Origin of the sequence: Streptomyces sp. BK79 (genome assembly GCF_044142145.1) — a bacterium.
In the GTDB taxonomy this organism is placed as follows: Bacteria; Actinomycetota; Actinomycetes; order Streptomycetales; family Streptomycetaceae; genus Streptomyces.
On sequence record NZ_JBHVOC010000020.1, the window covers coordinates 152,601 to 173,901 of the forward strand.

The 21,301-nt window shown below is 71.9% G+C and carries 19 protein-coding genes; 5 read left to right on the top strand and 14 right to left on the bottom strand.

Translation table 11 applies throughout. The features are described from left to right. Positions 1-52: 52 nt before the first annotated feature. Positions 53-1,795 carry a lysine--tRNA ligase gene (lysS, locus tag ACFIF2_RS24580; RefSeq protein ID WP_395575394.1) on the bottom strand — a complete coding sequence of 581 codons (1,743 nt, stop codon included), beginning with the start codon at positions 1,793-1,795 and terminating at the stop codon, positions 53-55. Positions 1,796-2,016: 221 nt separating this feature from the next. Between lysS and argS the strand changes: the two genes are divergently transcribed. Next, the gene (argS, locus tag ACFIF2_RS24585) at positions 2,017-3,774 is read left to right on the top strand and encodes an arginine--tRNA ligase (protein ID WP_395575395.1); all 1,758 of its coding nucleotides are present in this window, start codon (positions 2,017-2,019) and stop codon (positions 3,772-3,774) included. Between the two features lie 52 nt (positions 3,775-3,826). Here argS and ACFIF2_RS24590 read toward each other — a convergent pair whose 3' ends face one another. The 4 genes from ACFIF2_RS24590 to ACFIF2_RS24605 all read right to left on the bottom strand — a co-directional run bounded on the left by ACFIF2_RS24590 (position 3,827) and on the right by ACFIF2_RS24605 (position 8,591). After that, entirely contained in the window at positions 3,827-4,687 is an 861-nt protein-coding gene (locus ACFIF2_RS24590) for an arylamine N-acetyltransferase (protein WP_395575396.1), read from the bottom strand. A gap of 62 nt (positions 4,688-4,749) precedes the next feature. After that, positions 4,750-6,000 carry a PLP-dependent aminotransferase family protein gene (locus ACFIF2_RS24595; RefSeq protein ID WP_395575397.1) on the bottom strand — a complete coding sequence of 417 codons (1,251 nt, stop codon included), beginning with the start codon at positions 5,998-6,000 and terminating at the stop codon, positions 4,750-4,752. 101 nt (positions 6,001-6,101) lie between these two features. Next, the gene (locus ACFIF2_RS24600) at positions 6,102-7,004 is read right to left on the bottom strand and encodes an SAM-dependent methyltransferase (protein ID WP_395575398.1); all 903 of its coding nucleotides are present in this window, start codon (positions 7,002-7,004) and stop codon (positions 6,102-6,104) included. A gap of 105 nt (positions 7,005-7,109) precedes the next feature. Continuing rightward, positions 7,110-8,591 carry a helix-turn-helix domain-containing protein gene (locus ACFIF2_RS24605; protein ID WP_395575399.1) on the bottom strand — a complete coding sequence of 494 codons (1,482 nt, stop codon included), beginning with the start codon at positions 8,589-8,591 and terminating at the stop codon, positions 7,110-7,112. 208 nt (positions 8,592-8,799) lie between these two features. Between ACFIF2_RS24605 and ACFIF2_RS24610 the strand changes: the two genes are divergently transcribed. Further along, positions 8,800-9,588 (top strand): DUF4232 domain-containing protein, encoded by a 789-nt coding sequence (locus ACFIF2_RS24610; protein ID WP_395575400.1) that lies wholly within the window; start codon positions 8,800-8,802, stop codon positions 9,586-9,588. Positions 9,589-9,631: 43 nt separating this feature from the next. Here the strand turns inward: ACFIF2_RS24610 and hemB are convergent, their stop codons facing one another. After that, entirely contained in the window at positions 9,632-10,624 is a 993-nt protein-coding gene (hemB, locus tag ACFIF2_RS24615; RefSeq protein ID WP_395575401.1) for a porphobilinogen synthase, read from the bottom strand. A gap of 127 nt (positions 10,625-10,751) precedes the next feature. Between hemB and ACFIF2_RS24620 the strand changes: the two genes are divergently transcribed. Further along, positions 10,752-11,219, top strand: coding sequence for a MarR family winged helix-turn-helix transcriptional regulator (locus ACFIF2_RS24620; RefSeq protein WP_395575402.1), 468 nt, complete (start codon positions 10,752-10,754; stop codon positions 11,217-11,219). Here the strand turns inward: ACFIF2_RS24620 and ACFIF2_RS24625 are convergent. The 3 genes from ACFIF2_RS24625 to ACFIF2_RS24635 all read right to left on the bottom strand — a co-directional run bounded on the left by ACFIF2_RS24625 (position 11,216) and on the right by ACFIF2_RS24635 (position 14,095). Further along, positions 11,216-12,136, bottom strand: a complete 921-nt coding sequence (locus tag ACFIF2_RS24625) for a nitroreductase/quinone reductase family protein (RefSeq protein WP_395575403.1) — start codon at positions 12,134-12,136, stop codon at positions 11,216-11,218. The genes ACFIF2_RS24620 and ACFIF2_RS24625 overlap by 4 nt on opposite strands. Before the next feature lie 270 nt (positions 12,137-12,406). Then, positions 12,407-13,429: a helix-turn-helix domain-containing protein gene (locus ACFIF2_RS24630; RefSeq protein ID WP_395575404.1), complete on the bottom strand. Its 1,023-nt coding sequence runs from the start codon at positions 13,427-13,429 to the stop codon at positions 12,407-12,409. A 309-nt stretch (positions 13,430-13,738) separates the two neighbouring features. After that, positions 13,739-14,095 carry an ATP-binding protein gene (locus ACFIF2_RS24635; protein ID WP_395575405.1) on the bottom strand — a complete coding sequence of 119 codons (357 nt, stop codon included), beginning with the start codon at positions 14,093-14,095 and terminating at the stop codon, positions 13,739-13,741. A 150-nt stretch (positions 14,096-14,245) separates the two neighbouring features. Here ACFIF2_RS24635 and ACFIF2_RS24640 point away from each other — a divergent pair, with 150 nt between their 5' ends. Further along, the gene (locus tag ACFIF2_RS24640) at positions 14,246-15,079 is read left to right on the top strand and encodes a helix-turn-helix transcriptional regulator (protein ID WP_395575406.1); all 834 of its coding nucleotides are present in this window, start codon (positions 14,246-14,248) and stop codon (positions 15,077-15,079) included. Beyond that, positions 15,076-15,255, top strand: a complete 180-nt coding sequence (locus ACFIF2_RS24645; protein ID WP_395575407.1) for a DUF397 domain-containing protein — start codon at positions 15,076-15,078, stop codon at positions 15,253-15,255. The genes ACFIF2_RS24640 and ACFIF2_RS24645 overlap by 4 nt, the downstream gene beginning before the upstream one ends. Before the next feature lie 198 nt (positions 15,256-15,453). Here the strand turns inward: ACFIF2_RS24645 and ACFIF2_RS24650 are convergent, their stop codons facing one another. From ACFIF2_RS24650 to ACFIF2_RS24670, 5 genes are all read right to left on the bottom strand, one after another. Then, positions 15,454-17,151, bottom strand: a complete 1,698-nt coding sequence (locus tag ACFIF2_RS24650; protein ID WP_395575408.1) for a uroporphyrinogen-III synthase — start codon at positions 17,149-17,151, stop codon at positions 15,454-15,456. Next, entirely contained in the window at positions 17,148-18,107 is a 960-nt protein-coding gene (hemC, locus tag ACFIF2_RS24655) for a hydroxymethylbilane synthase (RefSeq protein ID WP_395575409.1), read from the bottom strand. The genes ACFIF2_RS24650 and hemC overlap by 4 nt, the downstream gene beginning before the upstream one ends. Then, complete coding sequence (locus ACFIF2_RS24660) at positions 18,104-19,831, bottom strand: glutamyl-tRNA reductase (protein WP_395575410.1); 1,728 nt, start codon at positions 19,829-19,831, stop codon at positions 18,104-18,106. Before ACFIF2_RS24660 ends, hemC begins: the two co-directional genes overlap by 4 nt. Then, positions 19,828-20,598 (bottom strand): redox-sensing transcriptional repressor Rex, encoded by a 771-nt coding sequence (locus tag ACFIF2_RS24665; RefSeq protein WP_395575411.1) that lies wholly within the window; start codon positions 20,596-20,598, stop codon positions 19,828-19,830. The genes ACFIF2_RS24660 and ACFIF2_RS24665 overlap by 4 nt, the downstream gene beginning before the upstream one ends. A 274-nt stretch (positions 20,599-20,872) precedes the next feature. Then, a complete protein-coding gene (locus tag ACFIF2_RS24670; RefSeq protein WP_395575412.1) occupies positions 20,873-21,205 on the bottom strand; it encodes a glutaredoxin family protein in 333 nt (110 codons plus the stop codon). Positions 21,206-21,301 lie beyond the last annotated feature (96 nt).

Here is a 21,301-nt window from a genome sequence, read left to right on the forward strand (position 1 = left end):
CGCGAAAGGGGGCCCTCCTTCTGCGGAGGGCCCCCTTTCGCGTATCGCTCGCCTACTCCCCGAGCAGGGTCCGCACCCGCTCCTGCCCGACCGCCAGCAGCAGCGTGGGCAGGCGCGGGCCGGTGTCGCGGCCGACGAGCAGGTGGTAGAGCAGCGCGAAGAAGGACCGCTGGGCGGTCTTGATCTCCGGCGGCAGCTCCTTGGGCGTGGCGTCGGCGGAGAAGCCGGCCTGGACCTTGGGCACGCCGTAGACGAGGTGGGTGAGCCCGTCCAGGGACCAGTGGTCGGCGAGTCCGTCGAGCAGCAGCCGCAGGGAGGCGCGGCCCTGCTCGTCCAGCGACTTCAGCAGCTCGGCGTCCGGCTCCGCGCGCACGATGGTGCGCTGGTCGGCGGGGACGTGGGTGTTGATCCACGCCTCGGCCTTGTCGTACCGGGGGCGGGCTTCCGCCAGCTCCGCCAGCGGGTTGGCGGGGTCCAGTTCGCTGAGGATGCGCAGCGCCTGGTCCTCGTGGCCGGCGGTGATGTCGGCGACCGAGGCGAGCGTGCGGTACGGCAGCGGCCTGGGCGTCGTCGGCAGCTCACCGGCGGCGGTGCGCACCGCGCGGGAGTGGGCGGCGACGTCGGCCGGGAGGGCCGAGCCGTCGGCGACCTTGGCGTCGAGGCGGTCCCACTCGTCGTACAGCCGCTGGATCTCCTGGTCGAAGGCGATCTTGAAGGACTGGTTGGGCCGGCGGCGGGCGTACAGCCAGCGCAGCAGCTGCGGCTCCATGATCTGGAGCGCGTCGGCCGGGGTGGGCACCCCGCCCTTGGACGACGACATCTTCGCCATGCCGCTGATGCCGACGAAGGCGTACATCGGGCCGATGGGCTGCTTGCCGTCGAAGATGCCGACGATCTGCCCGCCGACCTGGAACGACGACCCGGGGGACGAGTGGTCGACACCGCTCGGCTCGAAGATCACGCCCTCGTACGCCCAGCGCATCGGCCAGTCGACCTTCCAGACCAGCTTGCCGCGGTTGAACTCGTTCAGCCGGACCGTCTCCGAGAAGCCGCACGCGGTGCAGGCGTAGGTCAGCTCGGTGGAGTCGTCGTCGTACGCGGTGACCGTGGTCAGGTCCTTCTCGCAGTTGCCGCAGTACGGCTTGTACGGGAAGTACCCGGCGGCGCCGGAGCTGCCGTCGTCCTCGGCGGCGGCGCCGGAGCCCTCGGCGGCCTCCAGCTCGGCCTCGTCGACGGGCTTCTGCTGCTGCTTCTTCGGCGGGGCCTTCTTGGTGCGGTACTGGTCGAGGATCGCGTCGATGTCCCGCCGGTGCCGCATGGCGTGCAGGATCTGCTCGCGGTAGACGCCGTTGGTGTACTGCTCGGTCTGGCTGATCCCGTCGAACTCCACGCCCAGCTCGGCGAGCGAGGCGACCATGGCGGCCTTGAAGTGCTCCGCCCAGTTCGGGTACGCGGAGCCCTTCGGGGCCGGGACGGACGTCAGCGGCTTGCCGATGTGCTCGGCCCACGTCTCGTCGACGCCGGCGATCCCGGCCGGCACCTTGCGGTAGCGGTCGTAGTCGTCCCAGGAGATCAGGTGCCGGACCTGGTGGCCCCGGCGGCGCACCTCGTCGGCGACCAGGTGCGGGGTCATGACCTCGCGCAGGTTGCCCAGGTGGATGGGGCCGGACGGGGAGAGTCCGGACGCGACGACCACAGGTTTGCCCGGGGCACGACGCTCCGACTCGGCGATGACCTCGTCCGCGAAACGGGAGACCCAGTCGGTGGTCTCTGTGCTCTGAGCCACGATCGGCACGTCCTCTTCCCTGAAGGTTCTGCTGAGCAGCCGGTACGGTCGCACGGCTGACCGCTCCATTCTCCCAGCCCGGCCCGCATCCGCGAAAACCGCTTTTCACCGCGTGGGATACTCGGCTTCTGTAGCCGGCAGACAGCCTCATGCAGCCGGCCGGCAGACAGCTTCATGCGGTCACAGACAGCCTCACTCCCGGAACCCCGAGCAGAACGGCGAACCACTCCATGGCCTCGGTCACGTCCCTCAGCGACTCCGTCCAGCAGCACCTCGCGTCCGCGCTCACGGCCACCCGGCCTCAGGCCGCCGGCGTGGACCCGCTGCTGCGACGAAGCGACCGGGCGGACTACCAGGCCAACGGCATCCTCGCCCTGGCCAAGAAGTCCAAGGCGAACCCGCGGGAGCTGGCGGCCGAGGTCGTCGCGCACCTCACCACCGGCGGCCTGATCAAGGACGTCGAGGTCTCCGGCCCGGGCTTCCTCAACATCACGATCGGCGACCGCGCGATCACCGAGAACCTGGCCGCGCGGTACGCGGACGGCGAGCGCCTCGGCGTGCCGCTCAAGGAGAACCCGGGCGTCACGGTCGTCGACTACGCCCAGCCGAACGTGGCGAAGGAGATGCACGTCGGCCACCTGCGCTCCGCGGTGATCGGCGACGCCCTGCGCGGCATGCTCGACTTCACCGGCGAGAAGACGATCGGCCGGCACCACATCGGCGACTGGGGCACCCAGTTCGGCATGCTCATCCAGTACCTGGTCGAGCACCCCGGCGAGCTGGCCCCGCCGGAGGACGTCGACGGCCGGCAGGCCATGTCGAACCTGAACCGGGTCTACAAGGCGTCGCGCGCGCTCTTCGACTCGGACGAGGAGTTCAAGGACCGGGCCCGCAGGCGGGTCGTCGCCCTCCAGTCCGGCGACAAGGAGACCCTCGAGCTGTGGCAGCAGTTCGTGGAGGAGTCGAAGGTCTACTTCTACTCCGTCTTCGAGAAGCTCGACATGGAGATCCGCGACGAGGAGATCGTCGGCGAGTCCGCGTACAACGAGGGCATGCCGGAGACCGCCCGCCTCCTGGAGGAGATGGGCGTCGCGGTGCGCTCCGAGGGCGCGCTCGTGGTGTTCTTCGACGAGATCCGGGGCAAGGACGACCAGCCGGTCCCGCTGATCGTGCAGAAGGCCGACGGCGGCTTCGGCTACGCGGCTTCCGACCTGACCGCGATCCGCAATCGGGTGTCCGACCTGCACGCGAGCACGCTGCTGTACGTGGTCGACGTGCGCCAGTCGCTGCACTTCAGGATGGTCTTCGAGACGGCCCGCCGGGCGGGCTGGCTGAACGACGAGGTCACCGCGCACAACATGGGCTACGGCACGGTGCTCGGCGCGGACGGCAAGCCGTTCAAGACGCGTGAGGGCGAGACGGTGCGGCTGGAGGACCTGCTGGACGAGGCGGTGCAGCGGGCCGCGGAGGTGGTCCGGGAGAAGGCGCGGGACCTCACCGAGGACGAGATCCAGGAGCGGGCCGCGCAGGTCGGCATCGGGGCCGTGAAGTACGCGGACCTGTCGACGTCGCCGAACCGCGACTACAAGTTCGACCTGGACCAGATGGTCTCGCTCAACGGCGACACGTCCGTCTACCTCCAGTACGCCTACGCCCGGATCCGGTCCATCCTCCGCAAGGCCGGCGAGGTCCGCCCCGCCGCCCACCCGGAGCTGGACCTGCACGAGGCGGAGCGGGCGCTGGGCCTGCACCTGGACGCGTTCGGGAACACGGTCTTCGAGGCGGCCGCGGAGTACGCCCCGCACAAGCTGACCGCGTACCTGTACCAGCTGGCGTCCCTGTACACGTCGTTCTACGACAAGTGCCCGGTGCTGAAGGCCGAGTCGCCCGAGCAGGTGGAGAACCGCCTGTTCCTGTGCGACGTCACCGCCCGCACGCTGCACCGGGGCATGGCCCTGCTGGGCATCCGGACGCCCGAGCGCCTCTGAGCACGGCGAGACCTGCCCTCCGTACGGCACGTTCCGTACGGAGGGCAGGCCGTCAGCCGGGCAGCCGCAGTCCCTCGGGCGCGTCGATGCCGAAGTCCCGCGCGAGCACCCGGCGCACCTCCGCCTCGTCCGTCAGCTTCCGCTCGGTGACCGTGCCGTCGGCCCGGGTGGCGGTGAGGCGGTCGCCGTCGAGCAGCAGGTGCCCGTCCGGTGTGAGGCGCTGGACGTAGGGGCGCCGGGAGAACGGGGAGCGCGGGTTCGTGGCGACGTGCCAGTTGATGACCTCGTAGTCGGGCCGCTCGAACGGCTCCAGGGTGAAGGCGTACTGCGCCACCCAGCCGCTCCCCGGCCGCTCTCCGCGGTCCTCGTACGCCTCCAGCACCCACAGCTCCAGCGGACCCGCGTGCGGTGCGTGCGCGAGCCGGTGCCGGCGCCCGGCGTCGTGGAACTCCGTGTCCGCCGTCAGCGGCACCGGTTCCAGCAGCGAGCCGATGGCGCCGAACCCGACGTCGGCCAGGTACGGCCGGGGATCGCCGGGGGCCTCGGCCAGCAGGGCCATGTGCGTGCGCGGGCGGTCCTCGAAGCGGTCCGCGCCGACGACGACGCGCGCGGCCAGCCGGGTCACCCGGAACCCCAGCGCCTCCAGGGCCGCCGCGAACAGGGTGTTGTGCTCGTAGCAGTAGCCGCCGCGGCGGCGGCCGTGGACCAGCTTGGCCGTCAGGTCGGCGAGGTCCAGGGAAGGGGCCGAGCCGGTGAGCGCGTCGAGGTTCTCGAACGGGACGGCCCGCAGGTGGGCCAGGTGCAGGCCGCGCAGCGTGGCGGCGTCCGGCCGCCGCTCCCCCGCCCAGCCGATCCGGTCGAGGTACGCGTCGAGGTCGAGGGTCCGCGTCGTCGTCCGTGCGCTGTCAGACATGGCTTCACCGTACGTGCCGACGCGCCGCCCCCGCCCTCGGCTTTTCGACCTAGGACGGGGACCTACGACCCGCTCGGGCCGGAGGCCCCGGCCGGGACCTGCGCCGCCCGCAGCGCCTGCCCCAGCCGCCGCAGCCCTTCCGCGATCTCGTCCGGCGTCTGCGTGACGAAGCACAGCCGCAGGGTGGCCCGGTCGGGCTCACCGGCGTAGAAAGGGGCGCCGGGGACGTACGCCACGTCGTGCCGGACCACCTGGGGCAGCAGGGCCGTGGTGTCGTACCGCTCCGGCAGCCGCGCCCACACGAACATGCCGCCCTCCGGACGGGTCCACCGCGACCCCGCCGGGAGCGCCTCCGGCAGGCCCGCGAGCAGGGCGTCCCGGCGTGCGCCGTAGGCCCGGGCGACGCGCGCGACGTGGGCGTCGAGGTCGGTGCCGGCCAGGTAGCGGGCGGCGGCGAGCTGGTTGACGGTCGGGGTGTGCAGGTCGGCGGCCTGCTTGGCGACCGCGCAGGCGCGGCGCAGCGCGGCGGGGGCCCGCAGCCAGCCGAGCCGCAGACCGGGCGCCATGACCTTGGAGAAGGATCCCAGCAGCACGGTGCGGTCCCGGGCGCCGTCGTACGAGGCGATCCACGGCACCCGCTCGCCCTCGAAGCGCAGCTCCCCGTACGGGTCGTCCTCGACGATCCACAGTCCGTGCCGGCCGGCGATCGTGGCCACGGCGGCGCGGCGGGCGGCGGGCAGGGTGCGGCCCGTGGGGTTGGAGAAGGTGGGGACGGTGTAGAGCAGCTTGGGGCGCTCGCGCACCACCAGTTCCTCCAGTGCCGCCGGGTCCATCCCGTCCTCGTCACCGGGCACGGCGACGACGCGGGCGCCCGCGAAGCCGAAGGCCTGGAGCGCGGCCAGGTAGCAGGGGCTCTCGACCAGGACGGTGTCCCCGGGCTCGACCAGGGCGGTGGCGAGCAGCGACAGCGCCTGCTGCGAGCCGGTGGTGACGAGGAGGTCGTCGGCGTCCGTGTCCAGCCCGCGCGCGGAGGTGCGGGCGGCGAGCGCCGCGCGCAGAGCGGGCTCGCCCTCGGTGGTGGAGTACTGGAGCGCCCGCGCGGGCGCCTCGGTGAGGACGGCGTGGAAGGCGGCCGCGATGCCCTCCGCGTCGAACAGCTCCGGCGCCGGCAGCCCGCCCGCGAAGTTGATCACCTCGGGGCGGGCGGTGACGGCGAGGATGTCCCGTACCGGCGAACCCCCGGTCGACCGGGTCCGCGCGGCGAGCGGCGGCAGGGGGGCGGAGGGTGCGGGGGCGTTCTCGGTCACGGTCATGCCCGCACCCTAGGCAGGTACGTGGCGTCTACAGGCGCCTTTCCGCGATCCGGACACCCGTACGGCACCCGTACGACCGCCGACGCCCACCGCACCCGCGGTCACCCCTTGACGGCCACCCCTCCGTACACGTTGATGTCGGCGTCCGTGACGTCGTCGATGTCCTTGTACCGGACCTTCTCGATGTCCTCCAGGCCCGCCAGGTAGGACTCCTCGGGCTGCTCGGGCACCGGGGCCGCGTGGTCCGGGCGCCAGTGGTGCACCGGGACGACACCCGGCTCGGCGAGTTCCAGTCCGGTCTCGGTGAAGAAGCGCTCGACGTCCTTGCGGGAGCGCAGCACGAAGGTGAACCCCCGCTCGGTGTACGTCCGCTGGACCGCGCGGATGCTGTCGGGGTTGAGGTCCTCGGTGAGGTGGGTGAGGACCAGCCGGCTGCCGCCGGGCAGCGCGTCCATCAGCTCGCGGACGATCGGGTACGCCTCCTCGTCCTCGACGAAGTGCAGGATGGCGACCAGGCAGAGGGCGACGGGCCGCTCGAAGTCGAGGGTCCGCGCGGCCTGTTCGAGGATGCGCGCCGGGCTCTTGAGGTCGGCGTCGATGTAGTCCGTCCGTCCCTCCGGGCCGCTGGTGAGCAGGGCCCGGGCGTGGGTGAGGACGACCGGGTCGTTGTCGACGTAGACCACGCGCGACTCGGGGGCGATGCGCTGGGCGATCTGGTGCACGTTCTCGGCGGTCGGCAGGCCGGTGCCGATGTCGAGGAACTGCCGGATGCCGTGCTCCCCGGCGAGCGTGGTGACGGCGCGGCGCAGGAAGTCCCGGTTGTGCCGTACGTCGAGGTACCCGCGAGGGTTGGCGGCGAGCCCGGCGGCGGCCGCGTCGCGGTCGGCCGGGTAGTGGTCCTTGCCGCCGAGGAAGACGTCGTAGACGCGGGCCGGATGCGCCTTGCTGCTGTCGATCCTCCTTCTCAGCTCCGCGGGGTCCTGGCTGAGGGCGTCACCGGGCATGGCGTCTCCTGACGAACGAACCGCTGTCTGGTCAACAACCCAACGTCCCGGCCCAGTTGACAGTGCCCGCCCGACCCCGCCCCGCCCGACCCCGCCCCGCCCGGATCACTCGCCCGGCACCAGCTCCCAGGCGTCACTGCCCAGCGGATACGCGTAGTAGGAGTCGTCCTTGGAGGCGCTGGTACGGAACGGGCGGCCGTGGTCGTCGACGCGCACCGTGCCCTCCCGGCCGCCGCTCGACCACTCCAGCTCCAGGTACCAGCTCACGTCGTGGCCGCTGGTGTGCGCGTTGACGTGGAAGACCTCGGGGTCGGACTCGCTGACCGAGTAGGGGAAGTCCCGCTGTCCCCCGATCGGCATCGCGAGGGGCTTGCCGAGGTCGAGCGCGACGTCGAAGGCCGCGACGTCCACCTGGCCGCCGCAGCCGTTGCCCATCACGTACTGGTTCCAGTCCAGCGGCGGCATGCTGTTCACCACCCGCACGTGCAGGTCCTCCAGGACGACGGTCTCCGGGCCGGTGCCCTGCACGGTGAGGACGACCGTCTGCCGGTTCGCGGAGACCGCGCCGTACGCGGTGGCCCAGCCGACCGAGTCCTGCTGGGCCGGCGGCGGCAGCACGCTCTTCGGGCTCCGGTCGACCAGGAAGGCGTGGTCGCAGGGGACGTCCCAGAAGTACGGGGTGGTCGAGACGGCGAGCGCGGGTCCGGCGGCGGCGGGTGCGCGGCGGCTCGGCGAGGCCGCGGCGCCGGGCCGCGGCGCGGAAGCGGACGCCGAACGGGGCGCGGACGGGGACGGGGAGGCGGACGCCGACGCGGAGGCGCTCCCGCTCGGGGACGCCGCCCCGGTGCTGGCGGCGCTCCGGGAAACCGGCGCGGAGGTGGGCGCCACGGCGCCGGCCGGCCCGTGCCGGCCGTCGCCGTCCGTACCCGACACGAGGTTCGCCACGAGCGCCACGGCGGCACTGACGGCGACGACACCGGTCGCGGCGTACAGGGCGGCCCGCGGCACCCGGCGGCGTGGCGCGCGGGACGCGGGGGACACGGGGGCCGCGTCGGCCACCAGGACGGAGTCGGCGGCCCCCACCGCCCCCGTCGACTTGAGTGCCTCGCCCGGCTCCCGGGCCTCGGCGCGCTCTTGGCTTTCGGCGGGCTCCCGGGCCTCACCGGGCTCCCGGGGCTCGGCCGGCTCCGGGGCCTCCCCCGGCTGCGGAGCCTTCCCCGGCTCCGGGCTCCTGCCCTGCTCCGAGGTGTCACCCGACCCCCGGCCCTTGCCCGACTCCGGGTGCCCGCCCGGCTCGGAGTGCTCCCCCGGCCCCTCCGCCTCGCCCGCCTCGCCCGCCTTCTTGACGCCCCGCAGCGCGTCCGCGCGGATCCAGCGGCGGTGCAGTTCGAGCAGTTCCTCGGGCGTCGCCCGGCACACGCGGGCGAGGCGTTCGACGGGGGCGAACTCCGTGGGTACGACCTCCCCGCTGACGTACCGGTGAAGCGTCGACGCACTCATGTGCAGCCGCTTGCCCAGTGCCCCGTAACTCAGCCCGGACCGCTCCTTGAGCTCCCGCAGCAGTTCCGTGAAGTTGTCCCCCGCCACCGTTTCTCCCTCTCCCGCATCCCCGCAGCGCATCCCAGATGGATGACGTTTCACCAGGTCAGAGCCGTTCCCCGCGTCCCATTGTCCCGCATGTCACGGCACCGCTGGCGGGCGGGACGGACCGGGACCCAAGCTGTGGTCATCCAAGCAGCCGCTCCCGCCGAACGGTCGAGCGGCTCACCACGACTCCACCCGAAGGGGACCTCTCATGTCCGCACGCACCACCCGCCGCACCCGCCTGTTCGCCGCCACCACGGTCGCGCTGGCCGCCCTCGCCCTCACGGCCTGTGAGAACGGTACGGACACGGGCGCCGAGAGCGCCCCGTCCTCCTCCGCGACGGCCACGGGACAGGCCACCCCCTCCCAGGGCGCCTCCTCCACGGGCGGCGACAAGGGCTCGTCCGGCACGACGGGCTCGGGCTCGGGCTCGGGAACGGACGCCAACGGCTCCGCCGGTTCGTCCGGCTCCGGTTCCGGTTCCTCCGACTCGGGTTCGGCCGGCTCCTCCGGCTCCGCCGGAAAGGGCACCTCGGCCGGCGGCTCCGGCGCCCGGGACGGCGGCGGCGGCGGCGGCCAGGACGACGAGGGCATGCCCGGCAAGTGCTCCGCGTCGGACGTGAGGATCACCGCCACGGAGGTGTCCCGCCCCCTCAACCACCTGCTGCTGACCGCCACCAACACCGGCTCGAAGACCTGCATGCTCCCGCAGTACCCGGCGGCGCGCTTCGGTGAGGCCCAGTCCGTGCCGCCGGTCGCGGAGTCGACCAAGCCGCAGTCGCTGACCGGCGTCGAGCCCGGCAAGTCCGGCTACGCCGGTGTGCTGCTGTCGGCCGCCGACGGCAGCGGCGAGAACGGCTACCAGGCGAAGACCCTCACCATCCCCTTCGAGGACGGCTCCATCGCCACCGTCGCCCTGCCCGCCGGCGGCGTCCACGTCGACACCGCCCTGACGGTCACCTACTGGCAGGCCGGCATGGACGACGCCCTCAGCTACTGAAGGGGTCCCCGGACCCCCTGCGCGAAACACCGGGCGAGGTCGCTCAGCGCAGCGTGCGAGCGACCTCGGTGGCCCAGTAGGTCAGGATGTTGCGCGCGCCGGCCCGCTTGATGCCGGTGAGCGACTCCAGGATGGCGCGGTCGCGGTCGATCCAGCCCTTCTCGGCGGCGGCCTCGATCATCGAGTACTCCCCGGAGATCTGGTAGGCGGCGACGGGCACGTCCGCGGCCTCGGCGACCTGGGACAGGATGTCGAGGTAGGGGCCGGCCGGCTTGACCATCACCATGTCGGCGCCCTCCTCCAGGTCGAGGGCCAGCTCCCGCATCGCGTCCCGCGTGTTGGCGGAGTCCTGCTGGTAGGTCTTCCGGTCCCCCTTCAGCGAGGAGCCGACGGCCTCCCGGAAGGGCCCGTAGAAGGCGGACGCGTACTTGACGGTGTAGGCGAGGATGGCGACGTCCTCCCGCCCGATCTGGTCGAGAGCGTCCCGGACGACCCCGATCTGACCGTCCATCATCCCGCTGGGCCCCACCACATGGGCGCCCGCGTCGGCCTGGACCTGCGCCATCTCGGCGTACCGCTCCAGGGTGGCGTCGTTGTCGACCCGCCCCTGGGCGTCCAGCACCCCGCAGTGCCCGTGGTCGGTGAACTCGTCGAGACACAGGTCGGACATGACGAGCAGGTCGTCGCCGACCTCGGCCCGCACGTCCCGCAGCGCCACCTGGAGGATGCCGTCCGGGTCCGTACCGGTGGTCCCGAGGGCGTCCTTCTTCTCCTCCTCCGGCACACCGAAGAGCATGATCCCGGAGATCCCCGCCTCGACCGCCTCCGCGGCGGCCTTCTTCAGCGAGTCCCGGGTGTGCTGCACGACCCCGGGCATCGCCGCGATCGGCACCGGCTCGCTCACGCCCTCGCGTACGAAGGCCGGGAGGATGAAGTCGGCGGGATGCAGCCGGGTCTCGGCCACCATCCGACGCATGACAGGAGTGCTCCGCAGCCGCCGGGGCCGCGTACCGGGAAAGGATCCGTACGTCGACATACCACCTACGCTACGCCCGCCCCTCCCGTGCCTTTGCCGACGCGGAGTCGGCCCGGAACGACGCTTGACCTCAAGTTTGGTCGAGCTTCTACGGTCGCTCTCGTACCCACCGGACGAGGGAGTGACCATGCAGGCCACGCAGTACACGCACACCGACGCCGAACTGATCCGGCAGCCCATCGGCTACTGGAGCTGGGCCGCCTACAAGGCCGTCGTCACCCGCACCCGGGCCGCCCTCGCCGAGATCGGCACGACCCAGCCGCAGTGGTGGGTCCTCAACCAGGCCGCCCACGCCGAGACCCCGAAGACCCGCGACGAGGTCTCCCGCATCCTGCGGAACTACCTCGACACGGGCCCGGAGGCCATGGACGCGGAGATCGACGCGACCGTCACCGCGGGCTGGGTCACCGAACACCCCGACGGCCACCTGACCCTCACCCCCGAGGGCACCGCCTTCTACGAGAAGGCCGCCGCCCTCCAGTCCGACCTGTGGACGGAACGCCACGCCGGCATCTCCGACGAGGAGTACCTGACCACCATGAAGGTCCTCCAGCGCTTCATCCACAACACGGGCGGCCAGGCCTGGCACCACTAGGGCGCGGCAGGAGGCGCGGCAGGAGGCGCGACCGGCGGCCACGGCACATCGGCCAGCAACGGAAGCAGGACCCCCTCCTCGTACTCCAGGTGCGCGTTGAGCTGGGCGGACATCTCTGCCAATTCCCTCCGGAAGCGCAACGGATCGGCGATGGCGATACCGCCCAGCAGGGTCGCCAACTCGCCCTGGATGCGGGCGACCGTGCGGTGCTCGTCGGCGAGCCGCTCGAAGACGTCGGTGAGGTGGGGGTGGTGCCGGGCGATCCCGGGGAACAGGTGCCCGTCCTCGCTCATGTGATGGAACTCCAGCGCCTGGCAGAACGCGAGGCAACGCTGCCGGATCTGCAACCCGAGATCCGGCGGCGTACCGGCCCCCCGGGACGCGAAGTGCGCGTCGGTCTCGGCCCGAACCTGCCGCAACTGCCCCCGCAGCCAGGTGTGGACCTCCAGGAGCTTGTCGGCGAGCGTCCGGACTTCTCCGGGCCCCTCCCACCCCTCGGGCTCGGCCCGCTCCAGCACCACGACCGGCAGGACCCGCCGGGTCCGTTCCTGGTAGCCGCCGTACCCGGGCACGGCCCGCACGACGTACGCGAACAACTCCTCGCGCCGCGCTCCCTCGGCAGGAACGGCGAGCGCCTCGAAGCTCGAGGTACCGACCTCCACTTGTACGACGGGATGGGCGAGCAGGTTGTGGTACCAGCCGGGGTGCCGCGGGCCGCCGAGGTTGGACCCGACCACGAGGAGCGTTTCCCCGTGCCGGACATAACCGAGCGGCGTGGTCCGCGAGGCCCCCGCCCGGGCACCCGTGGTGGTCAGCAGAAGCAGGTCCCCGCCTTCGAAGGGACCGCCGACCTTCCCCCCGTTGGCACGGAACTCGTCGATGACGGACTGCTGAAAAGACTGAGAAGACGTGGGCATACGGTTCTGTGTCTCCAAGGCGGCAGGCCGCGGCAGACGGCACAGTGCCGGAAAGGGATGAACGAAGAAGAAGCAAGAAGAAGGACGACGACGTGCGGATGCGCTACGTCGTGTCAGGGCGCGGAGTGTGAACTCATCACGTACCCCTTGGTGAAGGGCGCTCGCCCGATCGCCGGCCGGCCCACTGCTCTTTGACCGGCGCCACGCGGCACCGCCCCCATTACACGCACCCGTCGATCACCTGTCAACGCCGGTGGACCGACCTCGGGTTCAGGCCGCGCGGGCGACCTCACCGGCACCCTCGGGCGCCCCCCGGCAGTCACGGCAGCGGCCGGGGTGAGCGGCCCGGAAGGCCCGTTCGCAGCCGTCGCAGGTCTGGAAGGGGTCGGGCCGGCGGCTGCCTCCGGCACTCACGACCGGAACCGGCGGGGACGCCGGGGCCGGAGGGAGGGGCGGAGGCAGCAGTTCGCTGAGACGGTAGGCGAGCACACCGGCCGCACGCCGCATGTCCGCAGGTAGGTCGGAGGTCAGGACGTGGTGGACGACGCCGGTCGTGGCCCCCCTCTCGAACCAACGGATGACACTCGGGGCCAAAGTGTTCACGTCTCGCGAGGAGAGGATGAGGCGGTCGTCCGTGCGGCGCAGACCTGCCAGGAGAGCGACGGCCTTGTCGTGGTGAGGATGCCGGCGCGGATGCCCGTTCCCTCCCCGGGACGCGGACGGGACAGCCACTTCAGGCAGTCCGGGGGTGTCAGGGCGTACATCCACGGCCTTGGGCTCAACGCTCCGGAGCGGCGGCCGGTCCGGGACACGGACGGTTTGGTCGCCCTCCTGGGACGGCTCCTGCGCTCCTGCCGAGGAGCGAGCAGCAGGACCGCGGTCCCGCGCCGCCGCCACGGTACGCCTCCGCACCATGTGCGGGACCGCCCCCTCCGGCGTGTGATGAGCGTACGTACGGGTGACCAGGCGCCCCGTCTCCGAGCGCTCACGCACCCGCTCCAGATAGCCGTGCTCCTCCAACTCCCGCAACCCGGAAGCGATCCGCTCACGCCCCTCGGGGAACCGGTCGGCAAGGGTCCGGATGTCCACGAGGGCGCCCTCCGGCAGCGACAGGATGTGCGTGGCCAGCCCGATCGCGGTCAGCGACAGCGCACGGTGCTGGGCGAGGTGGTTGCCGATGACGACGTACTGACCCGACTGGTACGTGCGTACGTGGATGACACCGGAGTGGGTGGTGGACCGGCGAACACCCTGACTCGGGCGCACGTCGGCGTTAGTCTTCTGCTCAGCCATGGGGAAGCCTTCTCTTCCTCGTTGGTCAGGCCCCTGCGTTGGGAGTGCAAGTCCCGGGCGGGGGCCGACTCATGTCGTCTGGGATATTCCAGAGGCATCAACTCGCCTCGCCGCAGAGCCTGCACGCCGGAACACTCCGCACGCCACCTATTCGGCCGCTTTTCACCCGCCCGTGTGATCGAGTCCGGGTTTGGTCGGTTGGGTAGGTTTTTTCCCAGGGTTCTTTGGTCTTTTACCGCCCGCCGCCCCGACGGCCCGCCCACCGGGTCCCGCGTTCCTGGGCTCCACGGCCGCGGCCACCACCCGCCGCTACGGTCCCGTGACATCTCTCGCCTCAGCCGCGAGGTCCAGTTCCGCCCATACGGTCTTGGACGGCACCGGCCCGCACCGCACGCCCCAGCGGTCCGCCAACTCCTCGACTAGGAGCAGCCCGTATCCCGAGTCCGCGCACCCGTCCACGGTCGTCCGAGGGCTGACCGGGAGTCGGTCGCCTCGGGTGTCGGTCAGCTCGATACGGAGCGTGTGCGGAGGCACGACGGAGAGGGCGAGGCGGAAGCTACGTCCGGGGACATGCCCGTGCAGGGCGGCATTCGTCGCGAGTTCGGCCACGATCAACCGCGCCGGGTCCAACGGCAGCTCCCGGTGGATGGAGATTCCCTGATTCATGTCACCCAGCGTGTTCGCGCGCGCATACGCTGTGAAGAACGGTGGCCCGTGCGGTCGGTGGCTGTCCGTGACGCGTCCGGTTCCGTCCGGGCTGCCCGGGGTGACCGGTCGCGAGGGTGAAGGTTGGTCAGGGGAGGGGAGGGCGGCGGCATGAGCGAGTGGGAAGCGGGGCTGGACGACGAAGAGGCGGGGGCGGTGATGCGGACCGTCGTACGGCAACTGAAGCTGTGGCGGGAGTCGGCCGGCCTCACTCAGGCGGAGTTCGGGGTGGCCATCGGGTACGGCGAGGAACTGGTCTCGTCGGTGGAGCGGGGGCGGCGGATTCCCCGACCCGAGTATCTGGACGCGGCGGACGAGGCGTTGGGAGCGGGCGGGAAAATCGCGGCGCTCAAGCAGGACGTGGCGGAGGTCCGGTACCCGAAGAAGGTGAGGGACTTGAAGAAGCTGGAGGCGGGGGCCACGGAACTGTGCGCGTACAACAACTCTGTCGTTCACGGCTTGTTGCAGACCGAGGAGTACGCACGGGCCGTGCTCAGCGCTCGCCGTCCGCCCTTCACCGCCGACCAGTTGGACCAGCAGGTGTCTGCCCGCGTAGCTCGCCAGGACATCGTCAACGACACATCGGCCCAGGCCGTCTTCAGTTTCGTCCAGTGTGAGTCGACTCTTCGTCGGCCCATCGGAGGCAAGATGGTGATGCGCGGACAACTCGAACGACTACTGGAAGTCTCCGCGTTCCACAACGTCGACCTTCAGGTGCTGCCCCTGAACCGCGAGGAGAACTCGGGGCTCGACGGCCCATTCAGGCTGCTCAGGCTCGGGGACGGCACGACGGTCGGTCATGTCGAGGTGGCGCACATCAGCCGCGTGATCGCGGAGCCGAAAGAGGTACAGCTCCTGGACATCCAGTATGGAATCATCCGGGCACAGGCTCTCAGCCCACGGGAGTCCAAGGCCCTCATCGAGAAAGTGCTTGGAGAGACATGAAGCTGGAGTGGATAAAGAGCAGTTACAGCACATCCAGCGGCCCCGACTGCGTCGAGGTGGCCACCCCGGACGAGGGTCAGGTCCTCGTCCGCGACTCCAAGAACCCCACCGGTCCCCGCCTCGCCCTCACCCCCACCGCCTGGGCGGCCTTCCTGCCGCACGCCACCGCCCGCTGACGGACCGACCTCCTGCGGCCATCAGGCCAGTCCCTCCGCCACGATGCTGAGAAGGGCCCTTCTCAGCACCAGGGCACGGCATGGGAATCACCTGAGAACCTCCGAGACCGCCGCCCGCCGCCCGCCGCCCACCGCGCGAGAAGCCCCGCCGTTCACCAGGAACGGCGGGGCTTCTGTGTCGCGAACCCAAGTCGACCACTACGTCGAAGACCGCCGCCTCCGCGCCCCCGGCCGCCGCTCGCTCGGCCGCGTCACCGGATCGCCGGCCTCCAGGGCCGCCGCGCGGCGCCGCAGGCCGAAGTCGGCCAGGGCCTCCGCCAGCTTGGTGACCGACGGCTCGGGGGACATGACGTCGACCCGCAGCCCGTGCTCCTCGGCCGTCTTGGCGGTCGCCGGGCCGATGCACGCGATCACCGTGACGTTGTGCGGCTTGCCGGCGATGCCGACCAGGTTCCGCACCGTGGACGACGAGGTGAAGAGCACCGCGTCGAAGCCACCGCCCTTGATGGCCTCCCGCGTGCTGGCCGGCGGCGGCGAGGCGCGCACCGTGCGGTACGCGGTGACGTCGTCGACCTCCCAGCCCAGCTCGATCAGACCGGCGACCAGGGTCTCCGTGGCGATGTCCGCCCGCGGCAGGAAGACGCGGTCGATCGGGTCGAAGACCGGGTCGTACGGCGGCCAGTCCTCCAGCAGACCGGCCGCGGACTGCTCACCGCTCGGCACCAGGTCCGGCTTCACGCCGAAGGCGACGAGGGCCTTCGCGGTCTGCTCGCCGACCGCGGCGACCTTGATGCCCGCGAAGGCACGGGCGTCGAGCCCGTACTCCTCGAACTTCTCCCGGACCGCCTTCACCGCGTTGACCGACGTGAACGCGATCCACTCGTAGCGACCCGTCACCAGGCCCTTGACCGCCCGCTCCATCTGCTGCGGGGTGCGCGGCGGCTCGACCGCGATGGTCGGGACCTCGCTGGGGACGGCCCCGTAGGACCGCAGCTGGTCGGAGAGCGACGCCGCCTGCTCCTTCGTACGCGGCACGAGGACCTTCCAGCCGAACAGCGGCTTGGACTCGAACCACGACAGCTGGTCGCGCCGGGCGGGGGCGCTGCGCTCGCCGACCACGGCTATCACCGGGCGGCCCCCGTCCGGGGACGGCAGCACCTTCGCCTGCTTCAGCGTCTGCGCGACCGTGCCGAGCGTCGCCGTCCAGGTGCGCTGCCGCGTCGTCGTACCGGCGATGGTGACCGTCAGCGGGGTGTCCGGCTTGCGGCCCGCCGACACCAGCTCACCGGCGGCCGCCGCCACCGAGTCGAGCGTCGTCGACACCACGACCGTCCCGTCGGAGGCGCCCACCTCGGTCCAGCAGCGGTCCGAGGCCGTACGGGCGTCGACGAACCGCACGTCGGTGCCCTCGGCGTCCCGCAGCGGCACACCGGCGTACGCGGGCACACCGACGGCGTTCGCGATACCGGGGACGACCTCGAAGGGCACCCCGGCCGCGGCGCACGCCAGCATCTCCTCGGCGGCGTACGTGTCGAGCCCGGGGTCCCCGGTCACCGCACGCACGACCCGCCTGCCGCCCCGCGCGGCCTCCATGACAAGATGTGCGGCATCCCGCACAGCGGGGACACCGACGGCCGTTGACGCACCGTCAACTACCGTCAGCTGGGGCGTCCCTGTGCCCGGATCCGACGGATCGGCATCCGTGTGCACCTCGGACACACCCTGCCGCGCATGCGTGCGTACGACGTCGAGCACCTCGTGCTCGGCGACGAGGACGTCCGCGTGCGCCAGCGCCTCCACGGCGCGCAGAGTCAGCAGTCCCGGATCTCCGGGTCCGGCACCGAGGAAGGTGACGTGCCCGTGTTCCGGACCGGCGGGAAAGGCGGTGGGGCTCAATGTGCTCGCTCCCCCATCAGACCGGCCGCGCCCTGGGCGAGCATCTCGGTGGCGAGTTCGCGACCGAGTGCCAGTGCCGCGTCGTGCGTCTGGGGCACGGGACCGGTGGTGGACAGCTGCACCAGCGTCGAGCCGTCGGTCGTGCCGACGACGCCGCGCAGGCGCATTTCCTTGACAGTCTGCCCGTCGGCCAGAAGGTCGGCCAGCGCGCCGACGGGGGCGCTGCAGCCGGCCTCCAGGGCGGCGAGCAGTGACCGCTCGGCCGTCACGGCGACCCGCGTGAACGGGTCGTCGAGCTCGGCGAGCGCGGCGATCAGGTCCGCGTTGTCCGCGGCACACTCGATCGCCAGTGCCCCCTGGCCGGGGGCCGGCAGAACCGTGTCGACCGACAGGAAGTCGGTCACCTCGTCGATGCGGCCCACCCGGTTCAGCCCGGCCGCGGCCAGCACGACCGCGTCCAGCTCACCGCTGCGGACGTACCCGATGCGGGTGTCGACGTTGCCCCGGATCGGGACCGTCTCGAACTCCAGCCCGTGGGTGCGGGCGTACGCGTTCAACTGCGCCATGCGACGCGGCGCGCCCGTGCCTATGCGGGCGCCGCGCGGCAGGTCGGTCAGCTTGCGCGCGTCCCGGGCGACGACCACGTCCCGCGGGTCCTCGCGCTCCGGTACGGCGGCCACCACCAGTCCCTCGTGCGGCGCGGTGGGGAGGTCCTTGAGCGAGTGAACCGCGAAGTCCACCTCACCCCGCAACAGCGCCTCGCGCAGCGCGGCCACGAACACGCCCGTCCCGCCGATCTGCGCCAGGTGCTCGCGCGACACATCGCCGTACGTGGTGATCTCGACCAGCTCAACGGGCCGACCGGTCACCTGGCTCACGGCGTCCGCCACCTGCCCGGACTGGGCCATGGCGAGTTTGCTTCGCCTGGTCCCCAGCCTCAGTGCCTTCTCAGTCATGCCGGCCCTCGGTTCTTCTCAGTGCTGTTCTCGGCGCGGGAGACGGAGGCCACCGTCTCCTGGTCGAGGTCGAACAGGGTGCGCAGCGCGTCCGCGTACCCGGCACCGCCGGGCTCGGCGGCGAGCTGCTTGACCCGCACCGTCGGCGCGTGCAGCAGCTTGTCGACCACACGCTTGACGGTCTGGGTGATCTCGGCGCGGTGCTTGTCGTCGAGCCCCGGCAGCCGCCCTTCGAGGCGGGCGATCTCGCCGGCCACGACGTCGGCGGCCATGCTGCGCAGCGCGACGACGGTGGGCGTGATGTGCGCGGCCCGCTGGGCGGCACCGAATGCGGCGACCTCGTCGCCGACGATCCGGCGGACCATGTCGACGTCGGCGGCCATCGGGGCGTCGGCGGAGGCGTCGGCGAGCGACTCGATGTCCACCAGGCGCACCCCGGCCAGCCGGTGCGCGGCGGCGTCGATGTCGCGCGGCATGGCGAGGTCGAGCAGGAAGAGGACCGGCTGCGGGCGCGGCACCTCGGCGACCGGCTCGGGCCGGCGGCGCTCGGGGATGCGGCCGACGCGGGTCGCCGTCGCGGCGAGCGCGGTGATCAGCTCGGCGTCCGCCTCGGCGCCCGGCCGCCCGGTCTCGCGCGGCCGGTCCACGACCGCGCCGCCCGCCGCCCAGGCCCCGTGCTGCTCCAGCGTCGCCGCGTCCATGCCGGCCACGGCGGCCTCCCCCATGACGGAGAAGCCCGACTGCGCGGCGGACAGGTCCAGCGGGCAGTTCTCGTCGCCGCCGGCCCCCGGCAGTGGCGTTTCGCCACCCTCCCGTACGGCGACGGGTCCGGCGGTGTCCACGGCGGGCCGCCCGGTGTCCGCCTCGGCGGCCGGGACACCGGTCCTGCCCTCCAGCGCCACCGCCACGGCGTCGGCCGTCAGGACGAGCCCGGTCGCGCCGGTGCAGGAGACGGCCACGTCGGCACGTGTCAGCTCGGCCGGCACCGCGTCCATCGGTACCGCACGGGCCAGCACGTCCGTGTCGTCGCCCTCGATCAGGATCTGGGCGAGCCGCTCGGCCCGCTCGAAGGTGCGGTTGGCGACCACGATCTCGGCGACCCCGGCCCGCGCCAGCGTGGCCGCGGCCAGCGACGACATCGAACCGGCGCCGATGACCAGCGCCTTCTTCCCCCGGGCCCAGCCCAGGACGTCCGCACCGGCGGCGAGCTGCTCCAGGCCGAAGGTGACCAGGGACTGCCCGGCGCGGTCGATGCCGGTCTCGGAGTGGGCCCGCTTGCCGACCCTGAGCGCCTGCTGGAACAGGTCGTTCAGCAGCCGCCCGGCGGTGTGCAGGTCCTGCGCCCGGGCCAGGGAGTCCTTTATCTGGCCGAGGATCTGCCCCTCGCCCACGACCATCGAGTCGAGCCCGCAGGCCACCGAGAACAGGTGGTGGACGGCCCGGTCCTCGTAGTGCACGTAGAGATGAGGAGTCAGCTCCTCGAGACCGACCCCGCTGTGCTGCGCGAGCAGCGTGGACAGCTCGGCGACACCGGCGTGGAACTTGTCCACGTCGGCGTACAGCTCGATGCGGTTGCAGGTGGCCAGCACCGCGGCCTCGGTGGCCGGTTCGGCGGCGACCGTGTCCTGCAACAGCTTGAGCTGCGCGTCCGCGTTCAGCGAGGCCCGCTCCAGGACGCTGACGGGGGCGCTGCGGTGGCTGAGTCCGACGACGAGGAGGCTCATGCCGGCATCACGGCGGGCACGTCCCCGTCGGGTCCCTGGTCGGCGGCCGGCTGCTGCCTGCGCGCGACGGCGGGCGGTACGACACCGGCGTCGGCGGCGGCCTCCTCGCCGGCCTTGCGCTGCTCGTGGAAGGCGAGGATCTGCAGCTCGATGGAGAGGTCGACCTTGCGCACGTCGACGCCGTCCGGCACGGACAGCACGGTCGGCGCGAAGTTCAGGATGGAGGTGACGCCGGCGGCCACGAGCCGGTCGCAGACCTGCTGGGCGGCACCGGCGGGGGTGGCGATCACACCGATCGACACACCGTCGTCCTGGATGATCTTCTCCAGCTCGTCGGTGTGCTGCACCGGGATCCCGGCGACGGGCTTTCCGGCCATTCCCGGATCGGCGTCGATGAGCGCGGCGACCCGGAACCCGCGGGACGCGAAGCCGCCGTAGTTGGCGAGCGCGGCGCCGAGGTTACCGATACCGACGATCACTACCGGCCAGTCCTGGGTGAGGCCCAGTTCGCGGGAGATCTGGTAGACGAGATACTCGACGTCGTAGCCGACACCCCGGGTCCCGTAGGAGCCGAGGTAGGAGAAGTCCTTGCGCAGCTTCGCGGAGTTGACTCCGGCCGCGGCCGCCAGCTCCTCGGAGGAGACCGTGGGCACCGAGCGCTCGGAGAGCGCGGTGAGGGCGCGGAGGTACAGCGGAAGCCTGGCGACGGTGGCCTCGGGAATCCCTCGGCTGCGGGTCGCCGGTCGGTGTGTTCGGCCAGTTGCCACGGTGCTCCTGCGGGTAGAGCGGGGCTGTAGGCGGTCATACGTCCCTACATGACCGCCCCGTCGAATGCAGGCTATGTCTTTGTGAACGCGTGCACAAAGATGGTGTCCGATTTGCCCGGCCAACGTGACCGGGCTCACGCGCTCCCGGCGCACGGACCGGGAACCGGCGCATACGCGCACGCGTTCCTCTCCCATCGGGGGCAAAGCCGCACACGCTCCTCACGATCAACGCCCCCGAGACCAAGACACCATCGATCCTAAGCGACCATCCGGACTACTTGGACTCGTCGGTCAGTGCCTTGCGCAGCCGTTCCTCGTTCACACGCCAGAAGGTGTGCTGCCTGCCGTCGACGAGGACGACCGGGATCTGCTCCCAGTAGGCGTCGTGCAGGGCCCGGTCCTCGGTGATGTCCTTCCCCTCCCAGGGGACGCCGAGTTCGGCACACACCTTCTCGACGACGAGCTGTGCGTCATCACACAGGTGACAGCCGGGTTTGCGGATGAGGGTGACGAGATGGTTCTCGGAGTGCTCAGGGGACTGCGCGGGCTGCGGGGCCTGCCCGGTCTGCGAGGGCTTGCGGCGGAAGAGGGGACTCATGCCGGCCATTCTCGCGCGCACGCCTCCCCACGCCGACCCCTCGGCGGCGAGCACACCGCCTGCCGCTCCGGCGCCGTGACACGCCCGCACGGCGACCCCTTTAAC